Origin of the sequence: Micromonospora sp. NBS 11-29 (genome assembly GCF_002140155.1) — a bacterium.
GTDB lineage: Bacteria > Actinomycetota > Actinomycetes > Mycobacteriales > Micromonosporaceae > Micromonospora.
In genome coordinates, this window is sequence record NZ_NAPR01000017.1 from 152,884 (window position 1) to 169,217 (window position 16,334).

10 protein-coding genes and 3 pseudogenes are annotated in these 16,334 nt (G+C 75.1%); 3 read left to right on the plus strand and 10 right to left on the minus strand.

Features of this window, described 5'->3' with window-relative positions:
- Window positions 1-205, minus strand: a pseudogene (locus B1205_RS32050) (hypothetical protein); the annotation flags it as partial.
- 351 nt (window positions 206-556) lie between these two features.
- Here B1205_RS32050 and B1205_RS21375 point away from each other — a divergent pair.
- The 3 genes and pseudogenes from B1205_RS21375 to B1205_RS21385 all read left to right on the plus strand — a co-directional run bounded on the left by B1205_RS21375 (window position 557) and on the right by B1205_RS21385 (window position 5,336).
- Window positions 557-1,609 (plus strand): AAA family ATPase, encoded by a 1,053-nt coding sequence (locus tag B1205_RS21375; RefSeq protein ID WP_089157231.1) that lies wholly within the window; start codon window positions 557-559, stop codon window positions 1,607-1,609.
- A 1-nt stretch (window position 1,610) separates the two neighbouring features.
- A complete protein-coding gene (locus B1205_RS21380; RefSeq protein ID WP_089157232.1) occupies window positions 1,611-2,909 on the plus strand; it encodes a DUF58 domain-containing protein in 1,299 nt (432 codons plus the stop codon).
- A 16-nt stretch (window positions 2,910-2,925) separates the two neighbouring features.
- A pseudogene (locus tag B1205_RS21385) lies at window positions 2,926-5,336 on the plus strand (DUF3488 and transglutaminase-like domain-containing protein).
- A gap of 329 nt (window positions 5,337-5,665) precedes the next feature.
- On the opposite strand, the gene B1205_RS21390 reads toward B1205_RS21385, so the two are convergent.
- From B1205_RS21390 to B1205_RS32055, 9 genes and pseudogenes are all read right to left on the minus strand, one after another.
- Window positions 5,666-6,061 (minus strand): DUF3040 domain-containing protein, encoded by a 396-nt coding sequence (locus B1205_RS21390; RefSeq protein WP_089157233.1) that lies wholly within the window; start codon window positions 6,059-6,061, stop codon window positions 5,666-5,668.
- 115 nt (window positions 6,062-6,176) lie between these two features.
- Window positions 6,177-7,439, minus strand: a complete 1,263-nt coding sequence (locus tag B1205_RS21395) for a DNA polymerase IV (RefSeq protein ID WP_089157234.1) — start codon at window positions 7,437-7,439, stop codon at window positions 6,177-6,179.
- Window positions 7,440-7,479: 40 nt separating this feature from the next.
- Window positions 7,480-8,631 (minus strand): alkaline phosphatase family protein, encoded by a 1,152-nt coding sequence (locus B1205_RS21400; RefSeq protein WP_089157235.1) that lies wholly within the window; start codon window positions 8,629-8,631, stop codon window positions 7,480-7,482.
- Window positions 8,628-9,359 (minus strand): class I SAM-dependent methyltransferase, encoded by a 732-nt coding sequence (locus B1205_RS21405; protein WP_089157236.1) that lies wholly within the window; start codon window positions 9,357-9,359, stop codon window positions 8,628-8,630. The genes B1205_RS21400 and B1205_RS21405 overlap by 4 nt, the downstream gene beginning before the upstream one ends.
- 22 nt (window positions 9,360-9,381) lie before the next feature.
- Window positions 9,382-9,561 (minus strand): hypothetical protein, encoded by a 180-nt coding sequence (locus tag B1205_RS21410; protein ID WP_089157237.1) that lies wholly within the window; start codon window positions 9,559-9,561, stop codon window positions 9,382-9,384.
- Window positions 9,562-9,658: 97 nt separating this feature from the next.
- A complete protein-coding gene (locus B1205_RS21415; protein WP_089157238.1) occupies window positions 9,659-13,039 on the minus strand; it encodes an error-prone DNA polymerase in 3,381 nt (1,126 codons plus the stop codon).
- A gap of 279 nt (window positions 13,040-13,318) precedes the next feature.
- Window positions 13,319-15,181: a DNA polymerase Y family protein gene (locus tag B1205_RS21420; RefSeq protein WP_089157239.1), complete on the minus strand. Its 1,863-nt coding sequence runs from the start codon at window positions 15,179-15,181 to the stop codon at window positions 13,319-13,321.
- Window positions 15,178-15,933 (minus strand): hypothetical protein, encoded by a 756-nt coding sequence (locus tag B1205_RS21425; RefSeq protein ID WP_089157240.1) that lies wholly within the window; start codon window positions 15,931-15,933, stop codon window positions 15,178-15,180. The genes B1205_RS21420 and B1205_RS21425 overlap by 4 nt, the downstream gene beginning before the upstream one ends.
- 161 nt (window positions 15,934-16,094) lie before the next feature.
- Window positions 16,095-16,334 (minus strand): annotated as a pseudogene (locus tag B1205_RS32055) (SAV_6107 family HEPN domain-containing protein); the annotation flags it as partial.

The following is a 16,334-nucleotide window of genomic DNA, read 5'->3' on the forward strand; positions in this document are numbered from 1 at the left end:
GCGGGCGTAGCAGTCGGTGCCGATGTAGCCCAGCGGGTGGCCGACGTGCAGGCCGGCGCCCGACGGATAGGGGAACATGTCCAGCACGTACAGCTTCTCGGCGCCGGCGCGCGGGTGGCCGGCGTCGGNNCTCGATCTCGTCGGCCAGGGCGGCGGTGTAGCGGAACGGGGGAATGTCGGTGGCCGGTGCGGCTGCCTCACTCATGGCGTCTCCTCGGCGCGGGTCTCATCGGGTGGTGGAGGTCTGCTGCGGGCACAAAAAAGCCCCTCGCACAGGAGGGGCGGCCGTGCTGTCGCGCGCGTTCAGCGGATCAGCACGGCTCGGTAAGAAGCAGGAACACTCCGGCCATGCACGGCAGTGTACCCCTGTCCCCCATCCGGCGAATGTTCGGGGCGTAACCGACCGACCACCTGCGGGGGTCGGCGATCACGGCAAACATGGTTAGCCTGAGAGGCCAGTGAGATTTCTGCGGCAGACGAGGCTCGGCGTCGCGAACCCTACGGCGGGTCCAGGTGCTCTATACAGAGCTGCCGTCCAGCGACGAGGAGGAGGCCCGTGACACAACAGACCTGGGACGAGGTGGGCGGTCTGCTGCCGCACGACGAGTTCCGTGCCGCCAGCGAGGCCATCGTGTCCAACATCGAGCAGGTCATCGAGGGCAAGACGGCCACCGTCCGGCTCGCCCTGGCGGTGCTGCTCGCCGAGGGCCACCTGCTCATCGAGGACGTGCCCGGCGTCGGCAAGACCAAGCTCGCCAAGGCGATGGCCCGGTCCATCGACTGCTCGGTCCGCCGGATCCAGTTCACCCCCGACCTCCTGCCCAGCGACGTCACCGGCGTCAGCGTCTACAACCAGGAAACCCACGACTTCGAGTTCCGTCCGGGCGCGGTCTTCGCCAACCTGGTCGTCGGCGACGAGATCAACCGGGCCTCGCCGAAGACCCAGTCGGCCCTGCTCGAGTGCATGGAGGAACGGCAGGTCACGGTCGACGGGGTGACCTACCAGCTCCAGACCCCGTTCATGGTGATCGCGACGCAGAACCCGATCGAGATGGAGGGGACCTACCCGCTGCCCGAGGCGCAGCGCGACCGGTTCACCGCCCGCATCGCGATGGGCTACCCGGACCCGAGCGCCGAGCTGGCCATGCTCGACGGGCACGGCGCCACCGACCCGCTGCCGGCGCTGCGGCCGGTCTCCGACGCGGCCACCGTGCGCCGACTGATCGGCCACGTCCGCCAGGTGCACGTCGCCGACGCCGTCAAGCAGTACGCGATCGACCTGGTGACGGCCACCCGCGAGGCGCCCGACCTGCGACTCGGCGCGTCCCCGCGGGCCACCCTGCAACTGCTGCGCACCGCCCGCGCGGTGGCCGCCCTGGAGGGCCGCGACTACGTCCTGCCGGACGACCTCCAGGCCCTCGCGGTGCCGGTGCTGGCGCACCGGATCATCCCGACCGCGGACGCGCAACTGGCCCGGCGCACCACCGACGCGATCGTCGCCGACCTGGTGCACCGTCTGCCGCTGCCGCACGACCGGCAGCGCTCCCCGTACGACACCCGGCCCGGTGGCGGCAACGGTCGTGGGCCGTTCGAGCCGCGGAGGCCCTGACGTGCGCGACGGCCTGCGCGGGCTGACCACCCGCGGCCGTTCCTTCCTGGCCGCCGCGGCGGCCGCCGCGATCTCCGCCCTCATCCTCGGCGAGAAGGACCTGCTCCGGGTGGCCGTCCTGCTCGGCGTCCTGCCGCTGCTCGCGGCCGCGTACGTCGGGCGCAGCCGGTACAAGCTGGCCTGCAACCGCTCGCTCGAACCGCACCGGGCGCCGGTCGGGGCCAGCTCCCGGGTGGTGCTGCGGCTGCAGAATCTGTCCCGGCTGCCCACCGGCACGCTGCTGCTGGAGGACCGGTTGCCCTATGCGCTGGGCAGCCGGCCCCGGGTGGTGCTGGAGCGGCTCGGCGCGCACCAGGCCAGCTCGGTGGCGTACACGGTCCGCGCCGACGTGCGCGGCCGCTACGAGGTGGGTCCGCTGGTGATCCGGCTGACCGACCCGTTCGGGCTGTGCGAGCTGACCCGGGCCTTCCCCAGCACCGACCATCTCACCGTGATCCCGCAGGTCACCCCCCTGCCCCCGGTGCGGTTGCCCGGGGAGTACGCCGGCAGCGGCGACAGCCGGGCCCGGTCGGTGGCGGTGCACGGCGAGGACGACGCCGCCACCCGGGAGTACCGGATGGGTGACGACCTGCGCCGGGTGCACTGGAAGTCGACCGCCCGCACCGGTGAGCTGATGGTGCGCCGCGAGGAGCAGCCCTGGGAGAGCCGGGCCACCGTGGTGCTGGACACCCGCGCCGTCGGTCACCGGGGCGAGGGCCCGACGGCCAGCTTCGAGTGGGCGGTCTCGGCGGCCGCCAGCATCGCCGTGCACCTGCGCCAGGCCGGCTACAAGTTGCGTCTGGTCACCGGCAACGGCGTCGACGTCGGCGCCACCGAGGCCGGCGGCGAGGGCCTGCTCCTCGACCACCTCGCCGAGGTCCACCTGGACCGGCGCGGCGAGATCACCACGCTGGTGCAGCAGGTGCGGCAGCGGGCCGACGGCGGGTTGATCATCGCGCTGCTCGGCACGCTCGGTCCCGCCGAGGCGGAGCTGCTGGCCGGGCTGCGCGGCAACGGCGCGACCTGCGTGGCGTTCCTGCTCGACAGCAACACCTGGCTGAACCTGCCGCCGAAGGCGCGGGCCGAGGCGGAACGGGCCCACGGCAGCGCCGCGCTCGCCCTGCTGCAGAGCGGCTGGCGGGTGATCGGCGTGGAACACGGCAACCGGCTGCCGGCGCTCTGGCCGCAGGCCGCCCGCGGCTCCCAGGGTTTCGCCCTGCGGGCGGCGCTGGCCGAGACCGTCGCCGGAGGCATGCGATGACCGGAAGGGTGGTCCTGTGACCCCGCACCGCAACATCGGCTTCGTCGCCGCGGCGGCGACCCTGCTGGCGGCGGCGCCGCTGTCGGCCATCTTCGAACGCTGGACGTGGCTGGTCCAGGCGGCCATCGTGGTCGCCGTGGTGGCCGGGGCGGCGGCGCTGAGCCGGCTGGGCCGGGCCCCGCTGTGGGGCCAGGTGCTGGCCATGCTGGCCGGGCTGACCCTGGGTCTGACGTGGGTCTTCCCGGGCGGCACCGAGGTGTTCGCGTTCGTGCCCACGCCGGCCACGTTCGCGCACTTCGGCGACCTGCTCACGTCCTCGGTCGACGACATGCGCTCGTACGGCGTCGAGGTGCCCGACGTCGACTCGCTGCTCTTCCTCGCCGTGCTCGGCATCGGTGCGGTGGCCGTGGTGGTGGACGTGCTCGCGGTCGGGCTGCGCCGGCCGGCGCTGACCGGGCTGCCCATGCTGGCGATCTACTCGGTGCCGGTCGCGGTCTACGTGGACAGCGTCCCCGCCACCCCGTTCGTGGTGGGTGCCGTCGGCTACCTGTGGCTGCTGGTCACCGACAACGTCGACCGGGTACGCCGGTTCGGTCGCCGGTTCACCGGCGAGGGCCGCGACGTCGACGTGTGGGAGGCGTCCCCGCTGGCCGCGGCCGGCCGGCGGCTGGCCGTGGTCGGGGTGGCCGTGGCGGTGGCGCTGCCGCTGGCCGTGCCCGGGATGACCGGTGGACTGATGAACAACGTCGGCGCCGGCACCGGTGAGGGCCCCGGGCGGCCCGGCCAGGGTGGCAGTCCGGGCCGGGTCGACCTGTTCGCCGCGCTCAGCGGCCAGCTCAACCAGAACGAGCGGTACGACATGGTCAAGGTCACCACCAACGAGCCGGACCCGTTCTACCTGCGCCTCGGCGTGGTGGACGAGCTGCGCCCCGGCGGCTTCCAGGCCCGGGTGCCCACCGGGCGACCGGTCACCCGTAACCTGCCCGACCCGGNACGAAGAACCTGAACATGCCGCTGATGCCGGTCTACGCGGAACCGGTGCGGACCGAGGACCTCAGCGGCAACTGGCTGTACGACCCGAACCAGCAGGTCGTCTTCTCCAACCGGGAGAACGCCCGCGGCAAGCGTTACTCGTTCGACTACGTACGGTCGACGTTCAGCCCGTCGGCGCTGCGCGCCGCGCCGTCCCTGCCCTCGGACAGCGCGGTCCTGCGCCAGCAGACCGTCACCCCGTCCGTCCCGGCGGTCGACCGGCTGGTCGAACGGCTCGTCGCGGGCCAGGAGAACGACTACGACAAGGTCCGTGCGATCTACGAGTACTTCTCAGTGGAGAACGGCTTCACCTACTCGCTCTCCACCCGCGAGGGCAGCAGCGGGGAGGACATCACCAACTTTCTCGCCACCAAGGTCGGCTACTGCCAGCAGTACGCCGCCGCCATGGCCTGGCTGGCCCGAGCCGCCGGGGTCCCGGCCCGGGTGGCGGTCGGGTTCACCAACGGCAGCAACTCCGACGGCGACACGTACGTGCTGACCAACCAGAACCTGCACGCCTGGACCGAGATCTACTTCGCCGGCATCGGCTGGGTGCCGTTCGACGCCACCCCGGCGGCGAGCATCCCGGGCTCGGTCCGGTCCACCTGGGCGCCGGACACCGACGCCCCGGAGGAGGCCGCACCCGCACCCGGCAGCAGCGTCGCACCGGGCGAGGCCGACCCGTCGGCGGGCCCGCAGGAGGCGGACCGTCTCGACAAGGACGCCGACCAGGGTCTGGCGGTCGGCGACAACGGGCCGACCCGGGAGAACCCGGTCTGGCCCTGGTGGCTGGGCGGGGCGCTCGCCCTGCTGGCGCTGCTCGCCGTGCCGGCCCTGCGCCGCTCGGCGCTGCGCCGCAGGCGGCGGGTCCACGCCACCGCGCCGGCGGCCACCGCGCTGCCCGTACCCGGCCAGCGGGGCGGTGCCTCCGAGATCGTGGTCGAGGTGGACGCCGAGGCGGCCCGCGCGGACGCGCACGCCGCCTGGGACGAACTGCTGGACACGTTGGTCGACTTCCATGTGCCGGTGGACCGGACGGAGACCCCGCGGGCGACCGCCGAACGGCTGGGCCGGGAGGCGCTGGCCGAGGAGTCCGGCGCGGTGACCGGGGTACGGCTGCTGGGCCGGGCCGAGGAGCGGGCCCGCTACGCCCGTGACCCGCTGACCGGCGCGGAGCTGCACCCGGCGCTGCGCACGGTACGGGCAGCTCTCGCGGCTCGGGCGAGCCGGCGCACCCGGCTGCGCGCCGCGGTGCTCCCACCGTCGGTGTTGGCACGCTGGCAGACCGCCGTGGCCGAGCGCTCGGTCCGCCTGGTCACCACGACCGGGCAGGCCCGGCAGCGGCTGCTGCGGTGGAATCCACGTCGCCTGCTGGCAGGCCGCCCGGCCCGCTGACCCCCTCACTCCGCCGGCTCGCGCCTCTGCCGGGGCACCAGCCGCTCCGAGATCTTGGTGTGGAGTGGCCCCTCCAGGGGCCACCTCGTACCAAGATCTCGAACCTTGCCGTCCTCGACGCGCCAGAAAAGTCGACCAGCGGTGAGATCCACGCCAGTTCGCCGAAGTGGCGCCTTCCCGATAGGACGATGCCGCCACTTCACCGAACTGGCGACGCGCCACCGCTCACCCATCCACCCACGCGGAAGCGGGCGTGGGCGTGGGCGTGATGGAACCAGCGACCTCGCCGGCGTGGTCCGGCGAGAGCCCCGGTCAGAGGCGGGGCGTGGTCAGCGGTGCCCTTCCGGGCGCTGCCGCCAACGATCCTCCATCCGGTCGAGGAAGGAACCCCGACGGCCACTGCGGCCACGGGGACGACGCCGGCTCGTCGTGCCGCCGACCACGTGCAGGTCGGGCGACTGGGATCTGCGGTGCGACTGCGCCGCGAAGATCAATGAGGCCAGCATGACGACGAAACCCGCCACGGCCACCGCGGGAATCTTGATCACGGCACCGTAGATCAACAGGGCCAGACCAGCGACGACCACGCCGGCAGCGACGAGCACGCGACGCCGCGCGTGAAAACGCGGGTCGCTGGCGCGCACGGCCGAGGCGAACTTGGGGTCCTCGGCAAGCGACCGCTCGATCTGCTCGAACAGCCGCTGCTCGTGCTCCGAGAGCGGCACGGCACTCCTCCCCGGTCACGTTGGTCGGCCCGGGCGGGCCGACAGACCGTGGCAGCCAACCGGCTGCTTACCCGCAAGTCTACGAGGGGGCTCGCGCGTCGGAAAGCGGGACGACCTACGGTCGGGTCGGTTTTTCAACTCGTTTCGGATCTTGGCGGCGGAGAAGGCTCGCCGGGCCTATGACGGACCGCCCGAATCGGGCAGCGGCGGCGTCCGCCGCGGCCTCCGCCTCGCGCCAGCCACGCTCCGGCGCACCCAGGGTGAGCTGCCGTGGCGTCTCCTCCGCGGCGGCAAGCCCCTCCATCCGTACGCCGACCAGGCGGACCGCCTCGCCGGTGGCGAGAGCGACCCAGAGCGCCCAGGCCGTGTCGAACATCTCCCGGGCGGTGTCGGTCGGCACGGTGAGGGTGCGGGAGCGACTGATGGTGCGGAAGTCGGCGAACCGGACCTTCAGCGACACCGTGCGACCCACCTGCCCGGCCGCCCGCAGCCGGGCGCCGGCCTTGTCGGCGAGGGCGAGCAGGGCCCGCCGGATCTCGGTCGGGTCGGTGACGTCGGTGTCGAAGGTGACCTCCGCGCCGATCGACTTCTCGACGTGCTCCGGGGAGACCCCGCGCGGGTCCCGCCCCCAGGCCAGCTCGTGCAGGTGGGTGGCGGACGCCTCGCCCACCGCCCGGCGCAGCAGGCCGGCCGGCGCCTCGGCGAGGTCGCGCACGGTGCGCAGCCCGAGCCGGCGCAACGCCTCCGCCGAGCGCTCCCCCACGCCCCACAGCGCGGACACCGGCAGCGGGTGCAGGAACTCCAGCACCTTGTCGGCGGGCACCACGAGCAGGCCGTCCGGCTTGGCCCGGGTGGAACCGAGCTTGGCCACGAACTTGCTCGGCCCCACCCCGACCGAGCAGGTCAGGTGCTGCTCCTCGGCCACCCGTCGGCGGATCAGCGCGGCGATGGCCGCCGGCGGGCCGAACAGCCGGCGGGCACCGGCCACGTCGAGGAAGGCCTCGTCCAGCGAGAGCGGCTCGACCAGGGGCGTCACCTCACGGAAGATGCGCATGACCGCTCGGGACGCCTCCGAGTAGGCGCCGAAGTCGGGCGGCAGGTAGACCGCGCCCGGGCAGAGCGCCCGGGCCCGTGCGGTGGGCATCGCGCTGCGGACGCCGTATCGCCGGGCCTCGTAGCTGGCCGAGCTGACCACCCCGCGCGCCCCGACGCCACCCACCACCACCGGGCGGCCGCGCAGCTCGGGCCGGCGACGCACCTCGACCGAGGCGAAGAACGCGTCCATGTCGACGTGCAGGATGGGGCAGCCGGTGTCGTCGGCGTCCGGCCCGAAGCGCGGGTCATCGCCGCCCCGGGGCAACGACTGGCTGCGGCCCATGCCCCGAAGGCTAACCCCCAGGTCCGACAGAAGCGCCCGGTCAGCCCCGGAGCACCAGCAGCGGGACGGTCATCTCGGCGGCGGTGTCCGCGCCGTGGTACGCCACCAGCCGCGACGCCATCGGCGGCTCCGAGCGGGTGGCGACCACCGCGTACGTGTCCCGGCAGACCACCACCACGTCGCCGATCCGCCTCAGGTGCGCCTCGGGCACCGGGCCGAACCAGCCGGTGGCGACCGCCTCCGCCCGGGTCAGCACGTCGGCCGCCCCGCCCAGCACGGTCGACCAGGCAGCCACCACGTCGGCCTCGGCGCCCGGCTCGACGTGCAGGTAACGGACCCGGGGCTCGCCGGCCACCACCCGGATCCCGGCCCGCAGCCGAGGGTCGGTGTCCAGGTCGAAGCGGTGCCCGGCCGGCACGTCGAGCTGGCCGTGGTCGGCGGTGACCAGCAGCGCGGCGTCCGGCGGCAGCCCGTCGACCAGGCGGGCCAGCAGCGCGTCCACCTCGGCGGCGGCCGACCGCCAGGGCGCGGAGTCGACCCCGCTGAGGTGCCCGTGCCGGTCCAGGTCGGGGTGGTAGCCGGAGACCAGGGTGGGCCCGGCGCCGGCGGCCAGCGCGGCCAGCATCCGGGCGGCGAGCGCGTCGACACCGGCCGCGCCCCGGTAGTCGCCGCCCCGGTTGGCGGCCAGGGTCAGGCCGCTGCCGGCGAACTCGGGTCGGCTGACCACGGTGACCGCCACCCCGGCGGTGCGGGCCCGCTGGTACCAGGTGGGGATCGGCTGCCAGCGCGACGGGTCGGGGTCGCCGGCCCAGTCGACGTGGGTCAGCACCCGGTCGGTGTCGGGCACCCGGACGGTGAAGCCGAGCACGCCGTGCGCGCCCGACGCGACGCCGGTGCCGAGGCCGACCAGGCTGGTCGGGGTGGTGGAGGGAAAGCCGGCGGTGAGCGGCAACCCGGCGGTGGCGGCCAGCCCGGCCAGCGTCGGCGCGTACGGGGCGGCGGTGGGGATCTGGTGCCAGCCGAGCCCGTCGACCAGCAGCACGGCGATCCGGCGTACCCCGGCCAGCCGGGGCGTCAGGTCGAGCAGGTCGACCGCGCCGGGCACACCGAGCAGCGCCAGCGCGCTGGGCAGCACGTCGATCAGGCTGCCGCCGCCGTAGCGGGGCGCCACCCGGTCGAGCGGGCCGGTCATGCCGGGCGGCGGGCGAACAGGTGCAGTTGGGCGGCCAGGTCCCGGTACGGCGGCTTCGCCGCCAAGGCGTACTCCAGCTCCAGGAGGGCGGCCGACTGACCGTCGGCCACGGCGGCCGGGAGCAGGTCGGCGAGCACGCGTACCCCGTGGGTCTCCTCGACGGCGAGCCCGGCGGCGGTGAGCAGGGCGGCGGCGGTCCCGGCGTCGTAGCGGCGGCGCAGGGTGTCCCGGCCACCGGCGGTGCCGTTCGGGTCCGCGGCGAGGGCGGCGGCGGCGTCCAACTGCCCGTTGATCGCCCGGGCGAGCACGGCGGCGGGGCGCGCGGCGACCAGCACGCTGGCCGCGCCACCCGGTCGCAGCGCGCCGGCCAGGGCCGCGATCACCGGCCCGGGTTCGTCGACCACCTCCAGGACGGAGTGGCAGAGCACCAGGTCCACGGTGGCCGGCTCGACCAGGCCGGCGAGCGCGTCGGCGTCGCCCTGCGTCGCGCGTACCCGATCGGCGACCCCGGCCTCGGCGGCCCGGCGGGTCAGCGCGGCGAGCGCGTCGGGGCTGGCGTCGACCACGGTGACCCGGTGGCCGGCCTCGGCGAGCGGGACGGCGAAGCCGCCCGTCCCGCCGCCGACGTCGAGCACGGAGAGCCGCTCGCCGGCCCGCCGGTCCAACTCGGCCCGGAGCACCGCCCAGATCACGGCGGTGCGGGGGGTGAGGGTTCGGGTCTGCTCCACGAGGGGAGCCTAACCATGGAGGTCAGGACTCGCCGCCGCCGGCCGGGTCCTCCTCGGCGCGGGAGCGCTGGGCGTTGGCCACGGGGCCGTCGGTCACCTGGTGTTCCCGGGGCTCGATCTCGTGGGTGGGCGCCCACCCGGCGCCGAGGCGGGTCCGTCGGGCGTTGGCCACGCCACCGGGGTACGTGCTGTGAAAGGTCATCGGTTCTTCCCCCATACCCGGGTGAGCCGCTCTGCCCACCCGTGCCCGGGAGTCTCCCGTGTCCGGCCCTCGGAAACCGTAATGTGGATCACTCCACTCACCGGAAATCCCGGGAGGCCGGCGTGACGGGCGGCTCGATCGCGTCCAGCCGGTCCGCGGTGAGGTTCGTGACACCCTCGTGCCGCTGCAACCGGCCCCGCACCACAAGTGCTCCGCTGGTGCGGGCGACTCGACGGTAGCGCTGCCACAGCCCCGGGGAGCAAGTGACATTCAGCATGCCGGTCTCGTCCTCCAGGTTGAGGAACGTGACGCCGCCGGCGGTCGCCGGCCGCTGCCGGTGGGTGACGATCCCGCCGACTCGGATCCGCTGCCCGGGCGGCACCTGACCGAGTCGGGCGATCGGCACCGCGCCCAGCGCGTCGAGCCGGTCCCGGATGAACCGGGCGGGGTGGCTCTCCGGGGACAGGCCGGTGGCCCAGACGTCGGCGACCAGCCGGTCCACCGCCGCCATGCCGGGCAGCGTGGGCGGGTCCACGCCGGTCACCGTGCCGGGGAGCCGGCCGGGCCGGTCCTGGGCCGCCGCGCCGGCGGCCCAGAGGGCCTGCCGCCGGGTCAGCCCGAAGCAGGCGAACGCGTCCGCGGTGGCCAGCGCCTCCAGCTGCGCGGCGGTGAGACCGACGCGGCGGGCCAGATCCGGCATGTCCCGGTACGGCCCGTGCGCGGCCCGCTCCGTCTCGATCCGCTCGGCCGCGTCCTCGCCGAGGGTACGGACGCTGCCCAGCCCCATCCGGACCGCCGGCCCGTCCAACCCCCAGGCGTGCGGCGGCTCCCCGGGCAGGCTGCCCCACCGGGTCTCCGGCGTCGACTCCAGCACCGCCCTGGCGCCGCTGGCGTTGATGTCCGGCCGGCGCACCTCCACGCCGTGCCGGCGGGCGTCCTCGGTGAGCGTCTGCGGCGAGTAGAAGCCCATCGGCTGGGCGTTGAGCAGCGCGGCCAGGAACGGGCCCGGGTGGTAGCGCTTGAGCCACGAGCTGGCGTAGACCAGATAGGCGAAGCTCATCGCGTGGCTCTCCGGGAAGCCGTAGCTGGCGAACGCGGTGAGCTTGCGGTAGACGTCGTCGGCCAGCTCGCCGGTGATGCCCCGCTCGGCCATCCCGGCGTAGAGCCGGTCGGCGATCCGCGCCATCCGCTCCACCGAGCGTTTCGCACCCATCGCCCGGCGTAGCTGATCCGCCCCGGCCGCGTCGAACCCGGCCAGGTCGATGGCGAGCTGCATGAGCTGTTCCTGGAACAGCGGCACGCCGAGCGTCTTCTCCAACGCGTTGCGCATCAACGGATGCGCGTACGTCACCGGCTCCTGGCCGTTCTTGCGCCGGATGTACGGGTGCACCGAGCCGCCCTGGATCGGGCCGGGCCGGATCAGCGCCACCTCCACCACCAGGTCGTAGAACTCACGGGGCTTGAGCCGGGGCAGGGTGGCCATCTGGGCCCGGCTCTCCACCTGGAACACCCCGACCGAGTCGGCCCGGCAGAGCATGTCGTAGACCTCGGGGTCGTCCAGCGTCATCCCGCCCAGGTCCAGGCTCATCCCGATCATGTCGTAGCCGTAGTGCAGCGCCGACAACATGCCGAGCCCGAGCAGGTCGAACTTGACCAGGCCGACGGCGGCGCAGTCGTCCTTGTCCCACTGGAGCACGCTGCGGCCGGGCATCCGGCCCCACTCCACCGGGCAGACCTCGATCACCGGCCGGTCGCAGATCACCATGCCGCCGGAGTGGATGCCCAGGTGCCGGGGAAACGTCTGCAGCTCGTTGGCGTACGCGACCACCTGCTCGGGGATGTCCGCCACGTCGACCGGGGCGACCGAGCCCCACCGGTCGATCTGCTTGCTCCAGGCGTCCTGCTGGCCGGGCGAGAAGCCGAACGCCTTGGCCACGTCCCGCACCGCCGACCGCGGCCGGTACGAGATGACGTTGGCGACCTGGGCGGTGTGCTCCCGACCGTAGCGGGCGTAGACGTGCTGGATCACCTCCTCCCGGCGGTCGGACTCGATGTCCACGTCGATGTCGGGCGGCCCGTCCCGCTCCGGGGCCAGGAAGCGCTCGAACAGCAGCCGGTGCCGGACCGCGTCCACGTTGGTGATGCGCAGCGCGTAGCAGACCGCCGAGTTGGCCGCCGAGCCCCGCCCCTGGCAGTAGATGTCCTGCTCGCGGCAGAACGTGACGATGTCGTAGACCACCAGGAAGTAGCCGGGGAAACCCAGCTCGTCGATCATCCGCAGTTCGTGCTCCAGCTGCGCGTACGCCTCCGGGTGCGCCTGGGGCGGGCCGTAGCGCTCCCGGGCGCCGTCCATGGTCAGCTTGCGCAGCCAGCTCATCTCGGTGTGCCCGGCCGGCACCGGGTACGCCGGCAACTGCGGCGCGACCAGGTGCAGGTCGAACGCGAGTTCCGCGCCGAACTCGGCGGCCCGCGCCACCGCACCCGGGTACGCGGCGAACCGCGCCGCCATCTCCGCGCCGCTGCGCAGGTGGGCCGTGGCCGCGGCGGGCAGCCAGCCGTCGATCTCGTCGAGGCTGCGCCGGGCCCGCACCGCGGCCAGGGTGGTGGCCAGCCGACGCCGCCCCGGGGTGGCGTAGTGCACGTTGTTGGTGGCCACGGTGGGCAGCCCGGCCGCGGCGGCCAGCTCGGCCAGCGCGTCGTTGCGGTCGGCGTCGACCGGATGCCCGTGGTCGGTCAGCTCCACCGCCACCGTCTCCGCGCCGAACAGGGCGGTGAGCCGGTCCAGCTCCCGGGCCGCCGCCTCGACCCCCTCGGTGAGCAGCGCGCCGGGCACATGCCCCTTGCGGCAGCCGGTGAGCACCAGCACGTGGTCGCGCAGCTCGGCGGCGATCTCCTCCAGCTCGCCGTAGACCGGGCGGCCCTTCTCCCCGCCGCGCAACTGGGCCCGGGAGATGGTGGCGGCGAGGCGCGCGTACCCCTCGTGCCCGTGCGCGAGCACCAGCAGGTGCCGGCCGAGCGGGTCGGGCTCGCCGTTCTGCGGACCGGGCAGCCCGAGGGAGAGCTCCGCGCCGAAGATCGTCGGCAACCGCAGCGCACGGGCCGCCTCGGCGAAGCGCACCACGCCGTAGAAGCCGTCGTGGTCGGTGACGGCCAGCGCGGTGAGCCCCAACCGGGCCGCCTCCTCGGCCATCTCCTCCGGGTGGCTGGCCCCGTCGAGGAAGCTGAAGTTGGAGTGCGCGTGCAGCTCCGCGTAGGGCACGGTGCCGTCCGGGCGCGCCAGCTCCGGCGGCCGGTATTCCGGGCGCTTGCGGCTCCAGGCCGGGGCGTCGCCGCCGTCGCCGTCGACCGCGAGCGGGTCCGCCACGTGCAGGTGCCGCTCGCTCTTGGCCCGCCCGTCCTTGGCCCGCCCGTCCTTGACCCGCCCGGAGAGCACCTGCTCCAGCTTCGACCAGGGCATCTTCGGGTTGTGAAAGCTCACCCCACGCTCCCTCGCCCGCTGCCTGCCGAGATCTTGGAAGATGCCGGCCCCCCGGAGGGCCACAAGCTTCCAAGATCTCCCGTGCCGACCAGACGCATCGTCCGAAGGCCGGCCCACGATTGCCTACAAACTTGATGGCACGGACGAGTCACGGCGACAGCGACGGCAGGCACGGCAGCAGCCGGGCGCCGCGATCCGTTTACGCCATCAAGTTCGTAGCCTCCGGCGAGCGGAAGTCGACGCGGCACGTCGGCCCGCCACCGGGCCGGGGCGGGCCGCTCAGTCATAGATCGCCTCCACCAGCCACTGCCCGCCCTCGACGGCGAGCAGCAGGGCCGAGCCGTCGACCAGGCAGACCTGGAACCGGGCCCGACGGCGGACCTCGGCCGGCGCCCACCAGCGTTCGTCCACCGGCCACGGGCCAACCCATCCGGAGATCTCGGCCGGCCGGCCGGTGCCCACGGTCACCCGGGCCGGCGGCGCGCTGACCGCCAGCCGGGCGCTCACCATGACCGGTTCCCCCGCCGCGTCGTGCACCTCGGCGGCCAGCGGGGTGGAGAGCACCACGGCCGGCGCCGGTGGCGGGATCCGGCCCGGCCACGGCGGCTCGGGCACCGCCCCGCCCCGGCCGGCCCGGCGGCCCCCGGCCCGCGCCACCACCACCCCACCACCCGAGCCGGCAGCCGCAACCGGCACGACCGGCAACTGAGCGGGCGCGACCACCGGAGCCGGCGCGACCGACACGGGCGCGACCGGAGCCGAGACTGCCGGCGGAGACACTTCCGGGACCGACACGGTCGACGGACCCGACCCGACGGACGAAGCCGGCGCGGCGGATGGACATGGCAGGACAGCGGCGACCGGCGGCGACACGGCCCCGACGGGCGGCAGGGGCAACGGGGGCGGTGGACCGGGGCGGGCGGGCACCCGCTCGTCGCCCCACGGGACCAGGCGTACCTGGTCGGCCGGGGAACGCCCGCCGCCGAGGACGGCGGTGACCACCGCCTCGGGCCCGAGGATGCCCTGCACCCGGCTCAACGCGCGGTGCGCCCGATCCCGCTCCGCGCCGGTCTCCCCCCACAGCCCGGGTTGCAGGCCGGCCTGGGCGAGCACCCCGTCCGGCACCAGCCGCAGCCGGATGATGCCGGCGGTCGGACGGGCCGGGCGGGCCCCGCCCCGGCCGCTGCTCCCGGAGAGCCAGCCGTCGAGCTGCCAGCGGACCCGGTCGGCGATGGCGGCCGCGGTGAGCAGACCGTCGTGCCGCCAGACCCGGTGCAGTTCCTGCCCGTGCGCGGTGACCGCCTCGATGCCGAGTCGGGTGCAGGCCAGCCCGTACGCGGAAAGTCGCTCGTGCAGCCGCTCAGCCAGCGTCCGGGCGGCGAACGCGGCGGCGTCGACCCGTTCGATCGGCTCGTCGTGGTCGGCGGTGACGGTCAGGTCGGCGGGCGGCTGCCGGACCGCGAGCGGCCGGTCGTCCCGCCCGGCGGCGAGCCGATGTGCCAGCGCCCCGTCGAAGCCGAACCGGGCCAGCACGTCCCCGGCCGGCAGCGCGGCGAAGTCGCCGAGGGTCCGGACGCCGAGCCGGCGCAGCAGGTCGGCCAGGGCGGGCCGGCCGAGCGCCTCGACCGGGCGGCCGGACAGGAACCCGGCGGTGTCGCCGGGGGGCACGATCCGCCCCTCCCGGGCGGCCAACCCGGCCGCGAAGACGCCGTCGGCGATGCCGACCTGGCTCTCCACCGCGCAGCTCTGGGCCACGTGCTCGACGATCCGCTCGGCCGCCGCCTCCTCGCCGCCCAGGTAGCGGCTCGGCCCCCGGGCTGCTGTCACGCAGGCGCCGGGCCGGATCACCTCGACGCCGGCGACCACCTCCTCGACGGCGGCGACCACCGGCTCGAACGCCCGCGCGTCCCGGCCGGGATCGTGGTCGAGGACGGTCAGGTGCGGGCAGCGTCCCTGCGCCTCCCGCCGGCGCAGGCCGCGCCGGATCCCCTCGGCGCGGGCCCGCTCGGAACAGGCGACCACCCGGTTGGCGTGCAGCACCGCGACCGGCCCGGTGGCGGGCACACCGTCGACGATCTCGGCGGCGAGGACCGGCCAGTCCGGGCACCAGAGCAGCAGGGCGCGTGGCGGGACACCGGTCACGGGCGCACCTCGGTCCGTCGCCCGCCCGCGGCCACCACGCGCAGCCGCCGGGGTGGGGCAACGGGCGGGACGCCGGGCCCGGCCGAGCGGGGGATCACCCGGGTCGCCTCGTCACCGGGCAACCACACCTTGACCTCCTTGGGCCGGGCGGCCGCGCCCCGGCCGCGGGCCGAGACGGTCACCTCGCGGCGACGCAGCCGCCCACGGCCCGAGCCCAGCCCCTGCCAGACGCCGCGGACCACCTGGAGCGTCACGTCCGCGCCGTCCCACCGGCCGTACGGGACCAGCACGCTGCCACGCTGCCGGGCCCGGGCGGCCAGCCGGGTGGAGACCGACGCGGAGATCGTGGCCGGCACGGCGGTGACCACCACGTCGACCCCGTCGATGAGCGCGGCGACCACCGTGGGCCACTCCGGCCCGGGGTCGGGCACCAGGGCGAGCCGGTCCAGGGCGATCCCGGCCTCGGCCGCCGCGCCGGCCCCGAAGGTGGGTACGCCGACCACGGCGCACCACGAACCGGCCCGGGACGCCTCGGCGAGCAGCGCCAGGACCAGCGAGGTGGTGCCGCTGTGCCGGGGCTGGCCGGTGCCGACCGCCACGGTGCTGCCGCGCCGCAGCCCCCGGTTGGGCAGCAGTCCGGTCAGCTCGGCCCGGACGGGCAGCACCCGGTGGCCGCCGGCCGGATCGGGCGCGCTGGCCGGCCGGACCAGCTCGGCCAGGGCGGCGGAGCCGACCACCATGCGGCCCGCCATTCGGACCAACCCCCCGTCGTGTTTCGTCACGGGCCCCGCCCGTGGATGGTGCTGTGGATCGTGTGGTGCGGCACGCGTGTGCCGTTGGGAGCGGCGCCCGGCCGCCCGGGGTCCCGCCGGTGGCGGCCGGGCGCCACGACTNGCAGCCGGTGCGGAGCGTCGAGCGTCGGTTGGTGTGCCCGGCCCAGCGCGGTCTCCACCACGGTCACGAACTGCTCGGCGGCGCGGAGCAGGTCGTCGGCCTCCCGGGCGGTGACCACCCGGGGGATGCCGGCCTCGGCGGCGGCCCGCTTGCCCGCGCCGGCGGCGAAGTAGGTGGCCCACTCGTCCATCTCGGGGGCGACGGTGGCGAGCAGCACCCAGACGCTGGTGATCCGGTTGCGGCGGGGGGGGGGGGGGGG

What these genes read in the sequence shown, in the direction of transcription:
- B1205_RS21395 (WP_089157234.1), bottom strand. Translation starts at nt 7,439, where the DNA reads ATGGGCCGCAGCCAGTCGTTGCCCCGGGGCGGCGATGACCCGCGCTTC.
- B1205_RS21400 (WP_089157235.1), bottom strand. Translation starts at nt 8,631, where the DNA reads ATGACCGGCCCGCTCGACCGGGTGGCGCCCCGCTACGGCGGCGGCAGC.
- B1205_RS21410 (WP_089157237.1), bottom strand. Translation starts at nt 9,561, where the DNA reads ATGACCTTTCACAGCACGTACCCCGGTGGCGTGGCCAACGCCCGACGG.
- B1205_RS21425 (WP_089157240.1), bottom strand. Translation starts at nt 15,933, where the DNA reads ATGGCGGGCCGCATGGTGGTCGGCTCCGCCGCCCTGGCCGAGCTGGTC.